Source organism: Aeromonas sp. EU05-FHT14A05 (assembly GCF_058791175.1).
In genome coordinates this window covers 347,435-366,903 of the sequence record NZ_JBYTDH010000001.1, presented here as the reverse complement: position 1 = coordinate 366,903, position 19,469 = coordinate 347,435, and the positions used below count along the sequence as shown (strand labels likewise).

The following is a 19,469-nucleotide window of genomic DNA, read 5'->3' as shown; positions in this document are numbered from 1 at the left end:
CTCCTTAGTATTTTATTTTAATAATTCGCCCAGTTGACGCAGCACGTCCTGGGTCTGGTTATTGAGTTGGTGGTGATAGAGGCCAAAGATGATGGCCAGGATCAGGGCGCCGCCCATGAACAGGCTGCGCAGGGAAACCTGCTTGCGCAGCTGGTAGCGGGAGGCCTGGCGACCGAGGTCGAGGTGAAACACGCTGGGAGCCTCGCCACCGACCTCGGGGGCGAGCTGCTTGTGCAGCTGCCTGACGATGCGCTCGAATTCGTCCCGCCCCTGGCTCATCACCTTGTAGCGCCCCTCGAAACCGAGGCAGAGACACAGATAGATGAACTCCAGGATGTCGCGATAGCGCACCGGATCCTCCTGCAGGCGGGCCAGCAGCACGAACACCTTCTCGCCGCCCCAGGTCTCGTTGTGAAAACGGGTCAGCAGGGAGTGCTCGGACCATTCGCTCTGGCTGCCCCAGTCGCGGCCCATCACGGCCTCGTCGATGAAGGTGCAGAGGATGTAGCGAAACGACAGCACCACCCCGTTCTCGTAGCCCTGGGCCATCAGCTCCTGTTCGATGGCCTGGATCTCGGTCACCACCCGCTGATAGAGCTCGGGTACCCGGTCGTGGCGCGACAGCAGGCGCACCCGCTGCACCAGCCCCAGCAAGGGGGTCACCGCATCTATCATGGGGTTGATGCTCTGGCCACGCAGGCGGAACCAGTGGTCCGAATCCATGTCCAGCTGCTCGGCATGATCGAACAGCAGGTCGCTCAGTTGCTCGTTCTTGATAATGTCCGTGGTCATCTTTGCTTGATTCCTTGGTGCTATCACTGGCTACGGATTGCCCAGAGCTGCATGTCGAGCTCCGGGAAATCGCCGGCGATGTGGAAGGCGAGGGTGTTGCCCACCGCCAGCATCTGCCAGGCCGGACTCTGCCGGTCTAGCTGGAAATAGCTGTAACCGGCGTGATAGGGCAACTGACGGGGCGCCACCGGCAACGGCAGCAGCGGAATGCCGGGCAGTTGCAGGCTGATGAGCTCGCGGATCTTGTCGCTCGAGGCCACCTTGGTCTGTTGCAGCAACTGCTTGCGCAACTGCTCCTGGGGCATGCGGGCGCGCACCGCCAGCACGAAGTCGGCGCTTTGCATCAGCTCGCTCTCCCCCACCACGGCCACCATGACGCCGTACTGGTGCTTGCGCAGCTGGATGGAGACGGCGCGGGGCGAGAGCACTGTGCTCAGCGCCTGACGCAGGGCCAGCATCACCGGCTCGAAGCTCACCTGCTGATCGTCGTGGCGATAGGCGGGGAACTCGGGGGGAAGGCGGGACTCGTCGGTGAAGGTCATCAACTCGCCGCACAGCTGCACCAGGGCCTCGTGCAGCCGCTCCGGGTGCAGGGTGCCAAGACGCGCGAGGTGCGACAGCTGGGGCTGGGCCCGGTTGAGCAGTTGCAGCATCATGAACTCGGCCACATCGGCGACCCCCTGCTGCCCCGGCGCCGCGATGCGCTGGGAGAGGCTGCGGGCCCGCTCTGCCACGAGGCCGGCCGACTCGCCGAGGAAACGCTTGAGGGTCGGGATGGCGGAGACGCTGATGCTGCAGGGCATGAAGTTGGGATCCAGCACCAGGCCGCCGTCCGGGCGCTTGTCCAGGATCCGGGCGATGGCGAGCGAGGCGTAGGCGCTGCGATCGTCCCGCTCCAGCATCAGCCGCAGACTGACCCTTCCCACCTCGAGGGAGACCACGTCCCCCCCTTCGCTGTGCAGATCCCGCACATCGTGGCGATGGGCCTGCAACCGGCTGGAGACCAGCCCTCCCTGCCCCACCTCGTTGACGCCGCTCACCGAAAGCGGCAGCGCCAGATAGACCTTCTGGTTTGCCACCGAGGCGTCGGTAACCTCCAGGGGCGATGGCAGCACATCGTCATTGGGAATATTGAAGACGGTGCCGTCCGGCAATATGCCGGTAGCCCCCACCAGGGCGATGCGACCAAAGCCCAGGTAATCCTCGTTGATGGCGAGCGATTGCAGCCCGTAGAAATAGTCGGAGAGCGCGCTCAGGCGAGCGTGCAGCGCGTAGTCCGAATGCCTTTGTTGTTGCTGGAAGTGCTGGGGCTTGATGAAGAGCCCCTCACGCCAGATAACCCGATTTCGACTCGACATGGTTATTCTTCTTCTTGTTGCAGTTCCACTTCATCCAGACGCAGATGAACCAGGATTTGATAGGCCGTGCCCTTGCTCTTGACCTTGATGACCTTGCGCCACTCGGCGCTGTCCGGATCGGCGTAGCGTGCGATCACCCCGATGTAGCGAGTCTTCTCGTCAAGCTTGATGGGGGGCAGATACTTGAACTGGCCCGGCAGCAGGGTGTAGTCCTGATGGTCCAGGTAGTTCTTGCCAAGGGCCTTCTCCACGTCCTCGGTCACCTGGTCGTAGTCGGTGGCGAGCAGCTTGGAATCTTCCGCCAGCAGCAGCACCTGAAACTCGATCGGCGCCGCCTCCCCGCTCTCGTTGGGGTTGACGTCGGGCTCGGCCACCAGACTCAGCCCCAGGGTGGAGGGCTGGCTGTCATTGCTGCCCACCTGGATGTCCGGGTTCATGGCCACGTCGGCCATCTTGCCCATGGTGGTACAAGCTGCCAGGGTCAGCACACAGGCCCCCAGCATCAACGCACGTATCATCAAATCAGTCCCTGTTGCTGACGCACTGCCTGGTCATAGGCCTGGGCATAAACCTGGTGGAACAGCTTGTCGAACCCTTGCTGCCGGGCCGAGGTGAGCTCGCGGTAGTAGTGCTGATACATGTTCCAGGCCCAGCCCTCGTCGGCCATGCCGGGAGTGCCGGTGCGGCGGTAGTGCTCGAAGCGACCGAGCAGCGCCTCGGGCGAGAAGGCTTGAAGGATGCTGTCCAGCGCCGCGCCTATGGCCTGCTGGTTCGCCACGTGGTGAATGCGCACATTGCGCAGACTCTCGGCCACCGCCGCCGGGGCGGTCAGGTGCACCGGGCTCTTCTGCTCGGCAAACATCACCGCCAGGGTCTCGTCATAGTCGAGCCCGAGCCGCAGCGGGTTGTCCTCGATTGGACGCAGGTGCTTGTCCGCCAGGGCGGCCTGATCGCTTTGCAGTTGCAGCAGCCCCTCCACCATGGCCCGCACCGTCTTGCCCATCTCTTCGAGCATGTCGTGGGCCTGCTGGGTATCCTGCAGCTGCAGCGGCTGACCCAGGCCGCGCATCAGCGGGGTCAGGGCCACGTGATCGACCCCCTCCAGCGGATGGGCATAATCGGGATGGTTCTCTATGGTGGGCATATCCAGAAATTCTTGGTTCATGGTGTTCTCGGCGGCAGAAAAGGGGGAAAGGGACGGATGTTCCATATCCGGTTGTAAAGAGAAGTCGGCCTGGCGACGAGGATCCACCAGGGGAGTCAGCGCGGAGCGCTCATGCTGCAGCGCCAGCAGGGGGTCGACGGCCAGGGCGCGCGACGCCTCCATGGGCTGGCTGATCCGCTCATCGCCGCTCAGCCACTCGTCAAGCTGTTCGGCCGGGCGTGTGCCCAGCACCTGCTGCAGGCTCTGCTCGGCCGAGATGGCCCCCAGATAGGCGCGCAGCCGGAACGGGCCGACGACGAGCTCGTCCCCCTGCTCCAGATATACCTTGCGGGCCCGCCCTATGGGCGAGGTCGCGCCGTTGATGTAGGTCTGGCCACTCAGATCGCACAGGCAGAAGCGGCCATCCTGGCGCTCGACCCGGGCGTGGGCCGGCATCACGGCCCCCAACCTGTCTCGCAGTTGCCAGTCATCCTGCTCGGAGGCCCCCAGGGTCCCCCCCATCTCGTCGAAGCGGTATTGCCCCTGCTGGTTGCCGTCGAGCTGCTCGCTGTTGAGCACCACCAGGGAAAGTTGCTGGTTAAAGTCGTCCACATTCACTCCTGCACACAAATGGTCACGAAGGGATCACTCGGCGGCTGGCCAAGAAAGGTACTCCACCCCAGACGGGCACTCTGCTCCTCCCCCAGCCGCAGCCCCCTGGCCTGCTCCTGGCCGAAACCAAGTCGCAGATCCCAGGCCAATTGGTCGCGCAGGATGAAGGAGACAAAGGTCACCAGGGCGGGGAAGTGCTCCCCGTTCGGCAGAAACCCGAGAAACTGCCCAAAACTCAGGTTGTTGATCTTCAATAGAAACTTGCCCGCACAGTCGTTCACCTTGTCGCCGATGACAAAATCGTCCCCCAGGGTGGCGCAGGCGCTGCCCAGCCGGTTTTGCTGATCCTGATGAATGGGCACCCTGCGCCATTGCCAGGCACTCACCTCCACCTGCGCCAGATCGAAACAGTGCGCCACCAGACCGGCCACCACCTCGGGGGAGCGGCTGGGGCTGGCCAGCAGTCCCGCATAGGAGAGCATCTTGGCGCGGTTGACCGGCAGGCTCTGGCAGACAGCCTCGTTGCCCAGCCCCACCAGGGCGAACATCAGGCGGGAGAAACCATCCTCGCCGTTGTCCTGGAAGCGCACGTGATAGCGATACTTGCGCCAGATCCGGTGCAGCAGGGTCAGCAGACGGTGATGGAAGAAGTCCAGAAACAGACCCAGCTTCTGCGCCCCCTGGGCGTACTCCCACGCCAGGGAGTCCAGGTAGTACCCGGGCATGGGGGACTGGCTGCCATGCAGGCCGAGGAAGGCCACCTCCAGCTCGTGGCGCCCCTTGCCATCGCGGCCGATCTGCAACACATCGCTGGTAGGAAAACCGAGAGAGGCGGTCGCCTTGAAGCGGATCCCCTCATCCCCGGGCAGGTGATCGAGCCTGCGTTCCTGATCGGTGCCGTCCAGCCGGTTGAGCAGCTCAACCAGCTGGAAGAAACTGAAGCGGGGCGCGTCCTTCGCGGACGTCACATCAGGGAGTGCTGACCGATCTGGACTGGCCACAGGTAACGCTCCTTGTTGTCGAGATTGACCACCTCAAGGAGGTGGAAGGCATTGACGCTGGCATACAGCGAGAAGAAGTGGGCAAGTACAGTGCTGAACAGGTAGAGCTCCCCTTCGCTGCCAAAGGCGGACTGGCGGATGGAGAGCACCGACTTGAGCCCGCGCACCGGCATGCCCCGCACCAGCCTGTCTACCGGGCTGGTTTCGATCTGCTCTATCCCCGCCAGTCGCTTGCGCGACGCCTGCTCCGCCTGCTTGTCGTGCAGTGCCGGAAAGTCGTAGGTACGCAGCACCTGCACCAGGGCATCCCGGCGCAGCAGGGAGACATAGTTGAGGGACAGGTTGGAGATCAGGGTCCAGTGCAGGCTGCCATCGAGAGCCGGTCGCAATGGCCGGGTCGGCCGGATCAGGTTGCGGAAGGTGGCAAACGAGGGGGAGCTGCCGGTGGGCACGCAGATGCTGCCCACCTTGAGGCGGGCGGCACGGGAGCGGTTGGTGCAGGTCAGGGTGACAGAGATGGACTCATCCAGATTGACTGTGGTGGTTTCATCACCCCGCACGAAGGAGAGGCTGTGCTCGAAACCGTCGCCGCTCACCGACTCTCTGACCCGCACCCGGTAATAGAGCGCCAGCCGCTGCTTGGCCCGCTCTATCTGGTGCTGGAAACTCTCGAATGGCTGATAGATGCGCGGCGTACCGCGGGAGCGGCCGAGGTTGCCCTCGACCCAGCCCTCGACCTCATTGACCGAGAAGATCTCGAAGCTGTCCGCATGGCGATAGCTCGCCTTGAGGGGGTACTCCGTCTGGCGGCCGTTGAGATTGACCGGCTCGCTGTCGTGCTGGAACAGGTTGATGGCTGGCACGCAGTTGAGCATGAAGGAGTCGGGCCGGATCTTGAGCTCAGCCGGCAGGGGCCGGTCGAAACAGAAGTGGATCTTGAATTCGCTCACCGGCAGCGGCTGTTTGGGCCAGTCGCCACCGCTGAGTTCGAAGAAGAGGAAGCTCTCCGGGAAGCAGAAATACTCTTGCAGGATCCGGTAGCCGGAATAGACGTTGTTCGGATAGGGCAGGAGCGCATCGTCGCGCTCGAAGCCGACGGGCTTGAGCGCCTTGGCCTCCTGGCGAAAGCGCTTGCCGTCTATCTCCAGCTCGATATGGGAGAGCTGGTTGGAGAGCCAGAAGTAGAGCTCATAGGCGGTATAACTGTCGCCACCGAGGAAGAAACGCAGCTTGTCCAGCTGCAGTTCGCTCAATGGCAAGGGGGCATGCAGGGCGATATCCAGCGAGATGGTGGAGAGATCGTTGCCGCTTTGGGCCGCGATGTGGCGGATATCGGCCGGATAGACCCAGGCATCGTGACTGGTCTGGAAGTGACAGGTCACCTCATCCATGGGCAGGCTGTCGAGCTGGCAGCCTTGCTTGACCAGCGCCGGCTGGGTGATGGCTCCCGGAATGACCGAGAACTGCATGATGGTCATGCTGGGCACGGGGCGCAGATAGTTGGGCCAGAGCATATTGAGCAGACCGTGGGTCAGCTCGGGGAACTCATCCTCTATCTTGGCGCGCAGATTGCCGGTGAGAAACGCGAAGCCTTCCAGCAGGCGTTCCACGTCCGGATCGGTATTTTGCTCCGACAGGAAACGGGTGAGTTCGGGATGCGCATCGGCAAATTCGCGCCCTTGCAGGCGCAAAAATGCCAATTCATCCCTGAAGTAATGTTCCAGCGACATTGAGATCAGACCATGCGGTAGTGACGGTGGCTGTCCATATGGACGTTGAACGAGGTGACTTGCTCGATATGCTCCAGTCTCACGTGGGCCGTCACCTGAAACGACATCTCGAGCGGACTCGCCTGATGATCGGGTGAACGCACATCCACATGCACGATCCGCGGCTCATAGCGGCGGATGCATTGCCGGATCGCCTCACGGATCCGCCCACGGATGTCGGCGCTGCCCTGGGTGGCATCATTGAGATCGATGACACCGAGCTCGGGCGCGCTGCGACAATTGCCGGGGCGAGTGTTGAGGATCTGATCGAGCTGGCGTTTGACCGAGTCGATCAGCTCCTCAACGTCCGATTGGGGGGAGGAGACGAGCCCCTCCCCCCGGATCCGGTCAAACAGACTGGCCGCATTGCCTCTATCCCAGGAAGAGAGATACGGCATCGGGCATTATTCCTTGTCCAGACGACCCACCAGGGAGAGCTCGAAGCTGGCACCCATGTACTTGAAGTGCGGGCGCACGGCCATGGCGACCTGATACCAGCCCGGCTCCCCTTCCACGTCCAGCACCTTGATCTGGGCGGCACGCAGCGGGCGACGGCTGCGCACGTCTGCCGGCGGGTTCTCCTGATCGGCCACGTACTGCTTGATCCAGCCGTTCAGTTCACGCTCCAGATCCTGACGCTCCTTCCAGGAGCCGATCTGCTCGCGCTGCAGCACCTTGATGTAGTGTGCCAGGCGATTGATGATGAACATGTAGGGCAGCTGGGTACCGAGCTTGTAGTTGGTCTCGGCTTCCTTCCCTTCCTTGGTGTTCGGGAACACCTTGGGTTTTTGCACCGAGTTGGCGGAGAAGAAGGCCGCGTTGTCGCTGTCCTTGCGCATGGTCAGGGTGATGAAGCCCTCTTCCGACAGCTCGTATTCACGGCGATCCGTGATCAGCACCTCGGTCGGGATCTTCGCCTGCAGCTGTCCCATGGCCTCGTAGACATGCACCGGCAGATCATGGATGGCACCGCCGCTCTGGGGACCGATGATGTTCGGGCACCAGCGATACTTGGCGAAGCTGTCGGTCAGGGAAGTGCCCATCAGATAGGCGGTGTTGCCCCACAGGTAGTGATCGTGATCCGAGCTGATGTCTTCCTGATAGTTGAAGCCCTTGATGGGGTTTTCGGTCGGATCATAGGGCAGACGAGCCAGGAAACGCGGTGCGGTCAGCCCCAGATAGCGGGCATCTTCCGATTCACGCAGGGAGCGCCACTTGGTGTAGGAGGGGCCTTCGAAGACCGACTTGAGATCCTTGATGGAGGGCAGATCGGTGAAGCTGTCCACACCAAAGAAGGCCGGTGCGACGGAGGAGATGAAAGGCGCGTGGGCCATGGCACCCACCGCACTGACATATTGCATCAGCTTGATGTCGGGGGAGCTGTGGGTGAAGGCATAGTCGCCGATCACGGCACCGACAGGCTGGCCGCCAAACTGGCCGTAACCGGTCGAGTAGACATGCTTGTAGAGGCCGGACTGGGTGATCTCGGGCGAGAACTCGAAATCTTCCAGCAGCTCTTCCTTGGTCGCATGAAGCACCTGGATCTTGATGTTTTCACGAAAATCGGTGCGATCCACCAAGAGCTTGAGGGAACGCCAGGAGGACTCCAGTTCCTGCACCTCTTTGGCGTGCAGGATGACGTCCATCTGCTTGCTCAGCTTCTTGTCGAGCTCGACAATCATGCTGTCCACCAGTGCCTTGTTGACCGGCTCCGAGGTGGTACCGCTGTCCAGAATGTTGGCGATCAGGGCGGCAACCCCCTGCTTGGCGACACTGTATCCCTCATCCACCGGGGTGATGCGGGCCTGCGCCATGATTTCGTCCAGCAAGGACGAGGAGGCCGCACTCGCCCCCGCTTGAACCTGTTCTTCGACCAGAGACATATTTTTTCCTTATCAGTCAGTCAATTAATCTGCGGATCACTCGGCAGGCTTAATCAGATCCAGCTCCTTGAGCAGTTGCTCGCGAGCTTCGTCACTGGACAGCAGATCCTGCAAACGATTGCGGAAGGACGGGATATTTCCGAGCGGTCCTTTCAGGGCAACCAGGGCCTCACGCAGTTCCAAGAGCTTGCGCAGCTCGGGAACCTGCTGGGCCACGCTGTCGGGGGTGAAGTCTTCCAGAGACTGGATCTTGATCGACACTGGCAACTCGTCCTGGCTGTTTTCTTCCAGGCGGTTGGGAACGGAGAACTTCAGCTCCAGTGCAGATTCTTTCATGACAGAGGAAAAATTATTCTTGTCGATGGAGACGGTTTGGCGCTCCTCAATGGGGGTCTCTTCCGTACGTCCTTTCATATTGCCCACCACCATCATGGTCAACGGAAGCTCTATTTCCGCCTGTTGACCACCGGTTGCCGGCACATATTTGATATTGATACGCTCTTTGGGCGCTACAGTGGCGCCATCAATTCCTTTTCCCATGCTCTAAATACCAAGTTAAGGATCCATGAAGACCCTAAAGCTTATAGCCAATGCATCTGTCAGCAACTGTAAAAAATGACAGTTGACGGGATCGGCAGGGATCCTGACAAAAAAACATCAGCCGACGGCGCATTCTCGATATATACCAAGGCGAAGCTTGGCAACCGAAAACACAGTATGCATCTTGTTACTTAATACAATCCGATAACGTCTCTACTCTTTGTTAGAGATCATCTTGGCTAGAGAGCCATTTGCGACAAATGGTATATTTTAAAATCTCAATGAGTCAACATAAAACTATTTAAAATGGATTCACAAAACAAACACGAACTAAATAGTCAAATAAAAACAACAACTTACATGCAACCAGCAAGCCTTGAAATGAAAGATCACAAACAAGGATAAATCAGAAGCAACCATTATCGATGTAGGATTAATCTGATATTAAGCCAAGATATTGAGTGAACTTCACTCCATGAACACAGGTCAATCAACAACCTATTTCAAGGCTAATTATGTAACAAGAAGTGTCTGTTGACATATAGGAAGGCCGCCATGATGGTGTTTCATGACGACTTCATGACTGATTAATGACAAGAAAAAAGGAGGAATAGCGGCGACAAGATATCATTCATTCACTTTGAATATGTGACATCGGCACGGCATTCATGGTGCTAAATGTCGTTGTGTGGCTGCACCAGCTGACTGTTTTTTTCCAGTGTCACAAACCAGTGCTGCGCCAGCTTCTGTCCAGCTCCCTTCTCTTGTTCTGTCATGCCTTTTTCCAGCTCACGGCTGGCGGCAGTCGCATCTGTATTTCCATCCGTGGCCGCCAGCAAATACCATGCATAGGCATGCAATCTGTTGCGAGGCGCCCCCCAGCCCTGTTCACGCATGGTACCCATACGATATTGGGCTTGACGGTGGTTGGCATTTGCCGCAAGTCGGTACTGCTTCAATGCCAGGCTGTAGTCCGCCTCACCGCCGAGTCCCAGCCGCAACATCTCGCCATAGGCATAGCGGGCATCCACATTGCCTTCACCAGCGGCAAGGGAAAGGCTCTGGCGAGCCGCCTTCAGCTCTCCCCTCTCCTGCTGCAAGACTGCCAGCTCAAGCTGAGCCTGACTCACCCCACCCACGGCGGCCAGGGTCAGCCAATGTTCACGGGCAACCGCATCGGTCTGCTGCAGGCTCAACTGGTATTCGGCCTCATGGAAGCCCTGGCCTGCGGCCAGCTCCAGCCAATACCGGCCCAGCGCCAGATCCTGGGGCACCTGTTCACCCGCCAGATAGGCCTGCCCCAGCCACAGCTGAGCGGATGGCGAACCCGCATTGGCGGCACGCTGATAAAGGTGAAACGCCTCTGCCGTGTTTGCCTGGCGAGCCAGGGCCAACAAGGCATCCGGTTGTTGCTGGGCGGCAGCCTTCTCATACCAACGCCGGGCAAGGTCGGGGCGCTTGGTCACCCCCTTGCCCTGCTCATAGCGCAGGCCGAGCCGATATTGGGCGTCACGATTCCCCTGCTCGGCGGCCTTTTCCAGCCACTGAACCGCATCGGCATCGGCGCCGGGCTGGCTGGCGTACCACTCACCCAGAACCAACTGAGCACCGGCATGATCCCGTTTGGCAGCCTGCTCGAACCAGTCGAGACACGCGCTCACCAGCTTATCCTGGTGCTGACGCTGGCACTCCTTGCCAAGTTGATAGCTGGCGTCCCGATTGCCCAGCTTGGCCGAACGCAGCCACCAGTCATGGGCCAGCCTGGGGTTCTTGGGCTCACCCAAACCAGCCTGATACCAGCTCCCCACCTGCAGCGCCGCCTTACCGCGAATATCGGCATCCGCCGCCAAAGGCCCGGTTTGTTCCGCGGCCTGCTTCATCCAGCGCATGGCCTCGGGATAATCCGGCTTGACCGCCAGACGATTGGCCAGCTCATATTGCGCCTTGCCCTGACCCTGTTGGGCGGCATTTTGTAACTTGGTATCAGATAAATTATTTGATTGGCTGGCACAACCGACAAGCATAAATAGCAGGCATACTGGAAAAAGTTTTTTCATAGGCTTTATTAAAACACTTTGAGTTGGTTAAATTCCTGAATATAGTGAAAAACAGCGTTAAATTAATTGCAGGATCATACAAACCGATGTTTACTATTTCTGTGATGTCAAAACCCTGCTGTGTAGCGTCTGTTCCTCAAGTTCAACGCCTCATATTTAGATATCGAAATATCTATATTACTGGATATTTATGACGAGTAGAGAAAACGCCACAAAACTTAATGTCGGTGGCGTTTTTTTCGATGATAAATAATACTAACCCCCTGAAAGATTAGCAAGTTGGTTTTTAGTTACATTAAACTACTTCCTATTCCCTCATGCCACCCCTTATCAAACTATATGTAGTAAAACAGTCGATAGTTTGCTCTTTTTTATTTATTTTTATAGTATCTGGAAATTCAAAAACTGACAATAGATCATCAAAGTCTATGTCTTTCTCTAAGTGACAAAAATAGCCTGTTCTATTATTCCCCCATAAGAAATCATTGTGAGAGATATTCCCTTTACTTAAAAGATAATCAACAACTGGCTGTAAGTGATAGTAATCTTTTTCTTCAGGCGCTGCATTTCTATTAATTACAATCATTTTTTTGACGACCTCAAGCTCTCTAGCTTTTTCGCAATATCAGGTGCTGTTGTATTCTTCATCATTTCTAATGTGCCATCGACAGGTTTTAGTTTCAACAAAAACTCATCGAGTATAAAATACTGATTATGTGTTTGGTATCTGCCAGGATTAAACTGAGGGTTGGCTTTAGTGGGTCCAGTCGCAGCACCTCCCATGGGTATATCTTCATTCACTTCAAATATTTGAACGAATTTTTTGTATTCTGCCCTCCCATCCCCGGCATACACTTGAACCCCTTGATTTAACGCTTTGGAGCTAACAAGGCCATCTTTAGCACGGCTAATTTCAACGGCTTCTGGAGTGGTAAAATAATTACCTGTTATTCCCCCCTTCTCTTTCCAAGTGATGTGGGCTAATTTGGTTCCCTTTGGTAGAAAAATATCTTTTAATCTATCGATACCAAAGTATGGATCTTTGCCTTGATAAGAGGCAGAAACATCCTTCGCTGTTTTGGATATTGCTTTTGATATAAGCTGACATCCAGCTTGTACTTTACTTAACCCCAACGGGTCCACCCAGCCGGTGGGGTTGGGAGCGTACTGGTAGTTATTGAGCCCACCGGCCAAGCCTATCGGGTCGGGGGTGATAAATCTACCTGTGTCGGGCTGGTAGTAACGGTGGCGGTTATAGTGCAGTCCGATCTCGGCATCATAATACTGCCCCTGGAAGCGCAGGGGGGTATCTACCTCGGCCAGCTCCTGCTTCCAGACGTTGCCATAGGCGCGATAACGCACCTGCCAGGCCGTGTGCCCATCATGATGAGTCAGGGCCAAGGGAGTACCCAGATGATCCAGCTGGTAGTGATAAACCTCAGCCTGCTCTCCTTCCCCCTCTAGCTGTACCAGCGGCTTGAAGCTGCCCGGCTCGTAGACAAAACTGCGATAGATACCGTCGCTGCGGCTCTCGGCGATGAGATTGTTAGCCTGCCACAAGAACTCGGTCACCAGCTCAGCGCCCTGCCCTTTCTGCCCATTGAGCGTCTTGCGAATGCGGCGACCAAAGGCATCGTAGTCGTAGCGGGCTGTGCTGCCATCAGGCAGCTCGACCGCAATCAGCTGATGCTGACAATCGTACTCATAGCGGGTCACCAATGATTGGCCCTTGCCGCGTCGTTCGACGGCCAGACGACCAAATTCGTCATATTCAAAGTGGCGATCGCCACTGAACAGCAGCCGGTTACCCTGGGTTCTCGCAGGCTCGAATTGAGCCCCCTGAGTCTGGCTCAGCAGGTTTCCCGCCGGATCGTGCAGGAAACGTTCGGTCAGCTCACCGCGCACCTCCAGCAACCGATCCAGCGGGTCGTAGCGGTAGCGCTGCTCCCCTTGCACGCTGTCATTGATCTGCAGCAAGTTACCGCTGCTGTCATAGCCGTAACGCCGCTCACGGGCGGTCCGCTGCTCACGCTGCAGGCGCAAGGCGGTCAGACGCCCCTGCTCGTCGTATTCATATTGCTGGGTCAGGGCACCCTGGCGGCGGTGCATCTCAAGCCCGGCCAACATCTGGTGACGAGTCAGCTCATTTCCATTGAGATCGACGCCACTCAAGGCACCGTTCAGATAGTGGTAATCGAGGCGATTGCCGTCCGGCAGCCGCCACTGGGCGAGTTGCCCCATGACGTCGTGCTGGAAGTAGCTGGAAGCCCACCCCTGATGCTCGGCAACCAGATTGCCGCCCCTGTCATATTCAAAGGCAAGCGGCCAGACGCCATCATGGACCTGGGTCAGCTGGCCATGTTGGTCATAGGAGAACTGGATTTCACGGCCATCCGGCAGCAGCTTCCTGAGCAGTCGCCCCATGGCATCACGTTCATAGCGGGTAACCAGCTCTGTCCCCTGCTTGCCAAACTCCACCTTCTCACCGAGGTGACCATTGAGATCGTAGCGATAGGCGGTGGTGCGGCCATCAAAACCGGTTTCCCGCTCAACCAGCCCGTTGGGGGCGTAGTGGATGCGGTGCTGCTCGCCGTGTTCATTCTCGATCTCGCTCAGGAACAGCTTGGTATTGTCGTAGCGATACTTGAGCTCACTGCCGTCGGGGTTGATACGCCGGCTCACCAGGTGCAGGCCCGGATGATATTCGAAACGGGTCTCGCGTCCCTGCTCATCCCACTGCGCCGTTACCTTGCCATAAGGGTTGTATTCGAAACGGCGGCTACCACCGCCTGGCAGATGTACGGCCAGCAAGCGATCGGCGGCATCCCACTCATAGCGAGTGATGGCCCCGCGCGGGTCGCGCACCAGGATCTGGCGACCCCGTTCATCATAGCGCCAACGGGTGATGCCGCCGTCGCCCCCCTTCTCTTCGATCAGTTGGCCAAGGCGATTCCAGACCAGTTCTACACGGCTGCCATCGGGTTGCGCCACCCAGCTGAGTTTGCCCTGTGCCGTGTAGCCATAACGGGTCTGCCGACCGAGGGGATCCACTCTGGCAACCACATCGCCCTGCAGGTTGCGCTCGAAACGCCACTCACGATCCCCTTGTACGACTTTGCGAACACGGCCATCCCAGTAGCTGTAGGCCGTCTGGTTGCCATCCGGGGCAACCTCGAGGGAGAGCAAACCCGCATCGTCATACTGATACCGGGTCTCGCCCCCCAGGGCATCGCGAGCCAGCACCTTCTGGCCCTTGTCGTTGTAAACAAATTCAGTGACTGCACCGTCCGGATCCTGCTGGCGCACCAGGCGGGCATTGCTGTCATGCTGGTAGACCTCCAGGCTGCCGTCGGCGTTGTTGACGGTCACCTCTCCCTTGTCATCATCCCAGACATAGCTGACATCAAATCGGGCAGCATCGCTCCAGTGACGGATGGCGCGAGCGCTGCTCCCCTCACCTTCCCACACCCAGAAGAAACCGGCCCCACCCGCGAGGCGACGCTCCAGGATCACCCCATCGCTGCGATAACGATAATGCTCCCTCTCTCCTGCCCCATTTTCGGCGGCCACCAGATGGCCAGCATCATCGTAGTGATAGCGCTGAAGGGTGGCCTGCGGCTGCCAGTTGATGCCATCGAATCGCTGCAACTCGATGGCGGTGAGACGATCTTCTTGGTAGACGAGTCGCAGGGCCAGGCCACCGTCGTGCTCAATCCAGCAGGGGCGACCCTCGGCGTCCGGGCGCACCGTCAGGCGATTGCCATAGACATCCGACATCGCCGTCAATCGGCCTTCATTTCCCTGCCAGACAAAATGCAGGAAGGGGGAGCCGGCCTTGGCCAGGATCACCTCATCGGTTTGATCCCCCAGGTAGGCTGCCGCCTCTGACACCCGGTTGGTTATCATGGGCCTCGTTGTCGACGGCAGCGGCAGCTCGACGGCTAACGACTCGTTATCGCGCCAGATCAGGGTCTCACCGCGGCGTTCCAGCCGGTGTGCCAAAGAGTGACTCCAGCCAGGTCCCATACCGCAGTGCAGCTCTACCGCCGAAGTTCGGTAGAGGCGACCAAAGGTAAAGGGCAGCAGGCCGGGCAGCAGCGCATCCTCCAGCGCCAGCAACTCCTCTCCTGTCACCATGGAGACAGGGCAGTTGTTCTTGCAGGTCTGAGCCTCGAGTTGACTGGATTGACCGGATGGCGTTTTGGCCGGTGTGGATACATCCGGCGTGCTGTTGACCTGCTGGACTTCGGTATGAGACTGGAATTTTCGCTTGGCGGCCGTCGCTTGCTCGACCTGAGTCAGGGCCTTGCCATCCCCCACCAGCTTGAGATCCGCCTTCTTGGCCGGATTGAGTTTGGCCACACCGGCCGCCAGTACCTTCTTGGCGGTCTGGGCATGCTGGGCCAGATTGTGCTTCTTGGAGAGCGTGACCAGAGAGGTCACCAGGTGCATCACCCGATCGCTGTTCTTGGCCATGGAGACGGTCTTGGCACCATAACGGGCCGCAAGGCCGGCGCCGCCAGTCAGCACCACACCGACGATGACGTCTATCAACACGGAGGCGATCACCTGGGCACCAAACTCGGTCTGCTGATCCGGCGGCAGCAGCTTGACCCAGCTCACCAGGGCATAGGCATAGAGATAAAGCAGCGCCTCATCCTGCAGCACCAGCATGGCCGCCTCCATCTGGGAGGCACCCGCCTCGGCCATGGCGGCGGCATCGACGCCGAACTCGGCCAGTTTCTTGGCATTACCCACCGGATCGGCCAGCAGTTCGTAGATGGTCTTGAGATCATCCCATACCCCGACCAGGGCTTTACCAATGCCGCTGGCTGCTGCCAGAGAATGACTGCCAAATCCGCCACCGGTCGCGCTGTAACGGCTCCAGGCGACCTTGTGTTCGCTGTTCCACTCCTGAGTGAGCCAGGCTTCAAGGTCTTTTTGTACCGGCGCATAGGATGCAAACAGCGCATCGAGATCGCTCTTCTTCACATTGGGGTAGAAGGTCACCCGATAGGATTTGCCCGGGGTGAGCTTGCCTATCTCGGCAATGCCCTTGGCATCCAGGCTGCCCTCCTTGACCACGGCCTCGGGCATGAAACCCGTTCTGGTCATGTTGCCAGCTTCCACCTTGTAAGGGGTGTTGCCGATGGGGATGAAGCGCACCGACTCGAACAGATGAACCAGGCGCAGAGTGCCGCTGAGCGGGCACTGGGTCACGACAGATTGGGCTTTACTGCTGCTGGATGAGGCTTTGATCGTCTTGTCGCCGACCTTGATGGTCTGCTCCATGTCCATGCCGAGCATGTCGCCGAGAAAGAAACTCTCCGCATCCTTGCGGTACTCTTTCAGGGCATTGCGATAGTCGGCAAGTACCTGGTTGAAGACGGCTTGGCCGGCATTGTTCATGCTTGCACCTCTTGACACAGCGCAGCTTCAAGCGCCGGGAATAATTCGGAATCACTCAAGGGGTTGCGTGCGACAAAGCGGGCAACCTTGAGTCGTAAATTGGCTTCGGGAAAGGACCAGTAGAGCTGGCCATTCTGATCGGCAAGCTGCTGCATCAGGTTGTTGACAAGGGGGGCTGGATCTCGTTTTGCCAGCGCCGCGGCCAACGATTCGGGCAGGCTCCACCAAGGGAAGGGGCGTGGCGCCAAGGGCTCTGAAGGGGCCCATTCAAAGGCTCTGCCACAGACCCAGAGCTCGCGCAACTCGGGCAACAGGGAGGTAAAGCGATCCCCCAGTTGTTCGATGATCGACGCCAGGTAAACGCCATCCCAGTAACGAAAAAACACCGCCTCCCCCTGGTGCAGGATCTGGGTCAGCCCTTGCAGATGGGCATAGAGTGTGTCGGCGGGTTGCGCCGTAGAGAGCAGAAATCCCCAATCACGGGCCGGGGTGCTGGACGCCCACTCCAGAAAGGCGCTGCCCTCATCCAGCGCCACCAGATAGGGCATGACGGGGTGCCAGTCTGCATAGGCAGTACCGAGATAGAGGCCACGGGGGGTATGACGGCCATCCAGCTGGTAGTAGTGCTGCAAGGGGGCGGCATCGCTGGCCCCCGCCAGCACGGCATAAAGAGGCAATGAGCGGTGTGTGCCGACCCACTCGGGTAACGAGATGATATCAGATCTCACAAGCCCCCTCCTTGCACTTCTCGCACTCCTCACAGAAAGGAGCCGCACTCTTCATGGTGGCGAGCTGAGCCGGGCTCAGCGGCACCTTGGGTGGGGGAGGCACGGTAACCCCCTGGGGATCGATGGGAGACTTGCCCGCCCAACCGGAGCCCGAGCCCGGGCTGCCACCTGAGTTCATCTTGATGGTGGGGCCCACCAGGGTGACGCCACCGCCATCGACCTTGATAAAGCAGCCGCCGACCTTGACGGTAATTTCAGATCCCGCTTCCAGCACCACCTTGGCACCAGCTTTGACATGCACTTCCTGCCCGGCCTGGGTGAGCCAGCTCTGGCCGAGTTTCTGGTGCATGGACGCATCCACGCTGAGCGAATAGTCCCTCTTGATCTGGTCGCGTTTTTCGCCCGCCACCGTCAGGTGGTCATTGGCCTTGATGCGGGTCACCCGCTCATTGTCGATGTCCCTATGCTCGTCGTGCTTGATATGCCAGGCGGCATCGTTTTCGATAAGCAGGTTCAGGTCTTTCTGACCGTGGATGTAGATCTCTTCCTTGCCTGCCTGGTCTTCGAAGCGCAGCTCGTTGAACCCTTCCCCCTGGTGGGTTTCGGTGCGCAGCACGGTACGGGTCTTGTTGGCAGGCAGTTCATAGGGCGGCCTGTTGGTGGCGTGGAAGGTGCGGCCCGTGACGATGGGCTGGTCCGGGTCCCCTTCGAGGAAGCTCACGATGACCTCGTGGCCGATGCGCGGGATGGCCATCATGCCGTATTGACCCCCCGCCCAGCCTTGGCTGACTCGCACCCAGCAGGAGCTCTGGTCGTTGGAGCTGCCGTATCTGTCCCAGGGGAACTGCAACTTCACCCGGCCGTGCTCGTCGCAGTAAATCTCCTCCCCCTCCGGGCCCACTACCATGGCGATTTGCGGGCCGTCCACCATGGGCCTGCCAGGCGCTTCCGGGCTGCCAATACGGGCCCGCCAGGTAGTGCTCGCTTTGACCACCCCAAACTCGTTGTGGTAGACGGTAGGGCCGCTGCCCCCCTCCTCCTCCAGCGCCTGGGGCTGCGAGCCGGTGTGGCTGATGCGCACCACTTGCCAGTCGGTGTTGAGGCTGCCGTTCGGGTGTTCGGTGAGTGAAAACGTCTGGCCCGGCAGCAAGGCCGCGCTGTTGGACTTGCCACTGCCCGCCACTGCGTCGTTGCGCAGTGCATCCAGCCGGTGCTGGGCAAACGCCTTGCCGCTCGGGTCCTCTTTGTAGCGGCCCGGGTAGTCGAAGTGCTGATAGGTGTCGCGCTGGTGCTCGAGCTCCGCCCCCACCTTCTTGTGGGAGAGGCCATAAGCCGGGGTCTTGAAGCTGTAGTCTTTCAGCTCCACATCCGAGGGGCGTACCGCCTCCCGGTAGTGGAACTGCCGCACATAGGGCCCTTGTTCCAGCGAGCGGTTGCCCAGATTGAAGAAAAGCTCGGGGCCGGCGGTCAGGGCCGCCGCATCATCGGCAAACACGATGCGATGCTTGCCCTGCTCGAACTCGTGGAAGTAGAACAGCCCCTCTTCGGCGGCGAGGCGATTGACGAAGTCGAGGTCGCTCTCACGATACTGGACGCAGTATTCCCGCTTGGCGTGTTCGTTTTTGAGCGCAAAGGCGTAGTCGGTGATGCCGTGCTCTTGCAGCAGGATTGAGAGGATTTCGTCAGGCTTCTGTGCCTGGAAGATACGGGAGTTCTGACGCAAAGAGAGCCGCCACAGGGCCGGTTGCACCAGCAGCTGGTAGCGGGTGCGGCGAAAGCCGCTGTCCCCTTGAGCAAAGTCACTCACCACCCCGCACACCCGGCGCTGCAGCTCGCCGTTGTACCACACCAGCAACTCGCACGGCTGGTCCAGCACGGCGCCGAAATCCACGTCGGGCTCGGGGCTTGCCAGCTCGAGGCGCAGGCGAAATGGCTGGTTGAGCCCCTCTTCCAGGGCAAACTCCGCCACCACGAAGGTGCTCTCGGGCAAAGCCCCCACCTTGACGGTAAATTGTAATCCTGTGCTGTCTGCCATCGGCGCGCCTCTGCTGTGAACCCGGCCCTGCAATACTGCCGGGTGACGTCAAGGGGAGTGAGAGATCCACCCTGGCCGCCACTTTTTCGCCGCCATGGCTACCGCACGCCCAAAGGCGCGCGGTTGGAACTTCAGTCGTGA

14 protein-coding genes are annotated in these 19,469 nt (G+C 59.2%); all 14 read right to left on the bottom strand.

Features of this window, described 5'->3' with window-relative positions:
- Nucleotides 1-12 precede the first annotated feature (12 nt).
- The 14 genes from icmH to AC3WR3_RS01565 all read right to left on the bottom strand — a co-directional run bounded on the left by icmH (nucleotide 13) and on the right by AC3WR3_RS01565 (nucleotide 19,328).
- Entirely contained in the window at nucleotides 13-792 is a 780-nt protein-coding gene (icmH, locus tag AC3WR3_RS01630) for a type IVB secretion system protein IcmH/DotU (RefSeq protein WP_162519181.1), read from the bottom strand.
- 23 nt (nucleotides 793-815) lie between these two features.
- On the bottom strand, nucleotides 816-2,150 hold the full coding sequence (gene tssK / locus AC3WR3_RS01625) for a type VI secretion system baseplate subunit TssK (protein ID WP_139744852.1): 1,335 nt from the start codon (nucleotides 2,148-2,150) through the stop codon (nucleotides 816-818).
- 2 nt (nucleotides 2,151-2,152) lie between these two features.
- Nucleotides 2,153-2,668: a type VI secretion system lipoprotein TssJ gene (tssJ, locus tag AC3WR3_RS01620; RefSeq protein WP_139436165.1), complete on the bottom strand. Its 516-nt coding sequence runs from the start codon at nucleotides 2,666-2,668 to the stop codon at nucleotides 2,153-2,155.
- Nucleotides 2,668-3,906: a type VI secretion system-associated FHA domain protein TagH gene (tagH, locus tag AC3WR3_RS01615; RefSeq protein WP_139436163.1), complete on the bottom strand. Its 1,239-nt coding sequence runs from the start codon at nucleotides 3,904-3,906 to the stop codon at nucleotides 2,668-2,670. Before tagH ends, tssJ begins: the two co-directional genes overlap by 1 nt.
- Nucleotides 3,907-3,908: 2 nt before the next feature.
- Nucleotides 3,909-4,907 (bottom strand): type VI secretion system baseplate subunit TssG, encoded by a 999-nt coding sequence (gene tssG / locus AC3WR3_RS01610; protein WP_404838237.1) that lies wholly within the window; start codon nucleotides 4,905-4,907, stop codon nucleotides 3,909-3,911.
- Complete coding sequence (gene tssF, locus AC3WR3_RS01605) at nucleotides 4,871-6,637, bottom strand: type VI secretion system baseplate subunit TssF (RefSeq protein WP_404838236.1); 1,767 nt, start codon at nucleotides 6,635-6,637, stop codon at nucleotides 4,871-4,873. The genes tssG and tssF overlap by 37 nt, the downstream gene beginning before the upstream one ends.
- Nucleotides 6,638-6,642: 5 nt before the next feature.
- On the bottom strand, nucleotides 6,643-7,074 hold the full coding sequence (gene tssE, locus AC3WR3_RS01600) for a type VI secretion system baseplate subunit TssE (RefSeq protein WP_404838235.1): 432 nt from the start codon (nucleotides 7,072-7,074) through the stop codon (nucleotides 6,643-6,645).
- 6 nt (nucleotides 7,075-7,080) lie between these two features.
- Nucleotides 7,081-8,559 (bottom strand): type VI secretion system contractile sheath large subunit, encoded by a 1,479-nt coding sequence (gene tssC, locus AC3WR3_RS01595; RefSeq protein ID WP_025326629.1) that lies wholly within the window; start codon nucleotides 8,557-8,559, stop codon nucleotides 7,081-7,083.
- A 36-nt stretch (nucleotides 8,560-8,595) separates the two neighbouring features.
- A complete protein-coding gene (gene tssB / locus AC3WR3_RS01590) occupies nucleotides 8,596-9,099 on the bottom strand; it encodes a type VI secretion system contractile sheath small subunit (RefSeq protein ID WP_025326628.1) in 504 nt (167 codons plus the stop codon).
- A 674-nt stretch (nucleotides 9,100-9,773) separates the two neighbouring features.
- A complete protein-coding gene (locus tag AC3WR3_RS01585) occupies nucleotides 9,774-11,123 on the bottom strand; it encodes an SEL1-like repeat protein (protein ID WP_404838234.1) in 1,350 nt (449 codons plus the stop codon).
- A 340-nt stretch (nucleotides 11,124-11,463) separates the two neighbouring features.
- Nucleotides 11,464-11,742: a hypothetical protein gene (locus AC3WR3_RS01580; RefSeq protein ID WP_404838233.1), complete on the bottom strand. Its 279-nt coding sequence runs from the start codon at nucleotides 11,740-11,742 to the stop codon at nucleotides 11,464-11,466.
- Nucleotides 11,739-16,565 (bottom strand): RHS repeat-associated core domain-containing protein, encoded by a 4,827-nt coding sequence (locus AC3WR3_RS01575; RefSeq protein ID WP_492290959.1) that lies wholly within the window; start codon nucleotides 16,563-16,565, stop codon nucleotides 11,739-11,741. The genes AC3WR3_RS01580 and AC3WR3_RS01575 overlap by 4 nt, the downstream gene beginning before the upstream one ends.
- Nucleotides 16,562-17,293, bottom strand: coding sequence for a DUF4123 domain-containing protein (locus tag AC3WR3_RS01570; RefSeq protein ID WP_492290958.1), 732 nt, complete (start codon nucleotides 17,291-17,293; stop codon nucleotides 16,562-16,564). Before AC3WR3_RS01570 ends, AC3WR3_RS01575 begins: the two co-directional genes overlap by 4 nt.
- Nucleotides 17,283-19,328: a type VI secretion system Vgr family protein gene (locus tag AC3WR3_RS01565; protein ID WP_492290957.1), complete on the bottom strand. Its 2,046-nt coding sequence runs from the start codon at nucleotides 19,326-19,328 to the stop codon at nucleotides 17,283-17,285. The genes AC3WR3_RS01570 and AC3WR3_RS01565 overlap by 11 nt, the downstream gene beginning before the upstream one ends.
- Nucleotides 19,329-19,469 lie beyond the last annotated feature (141 nt).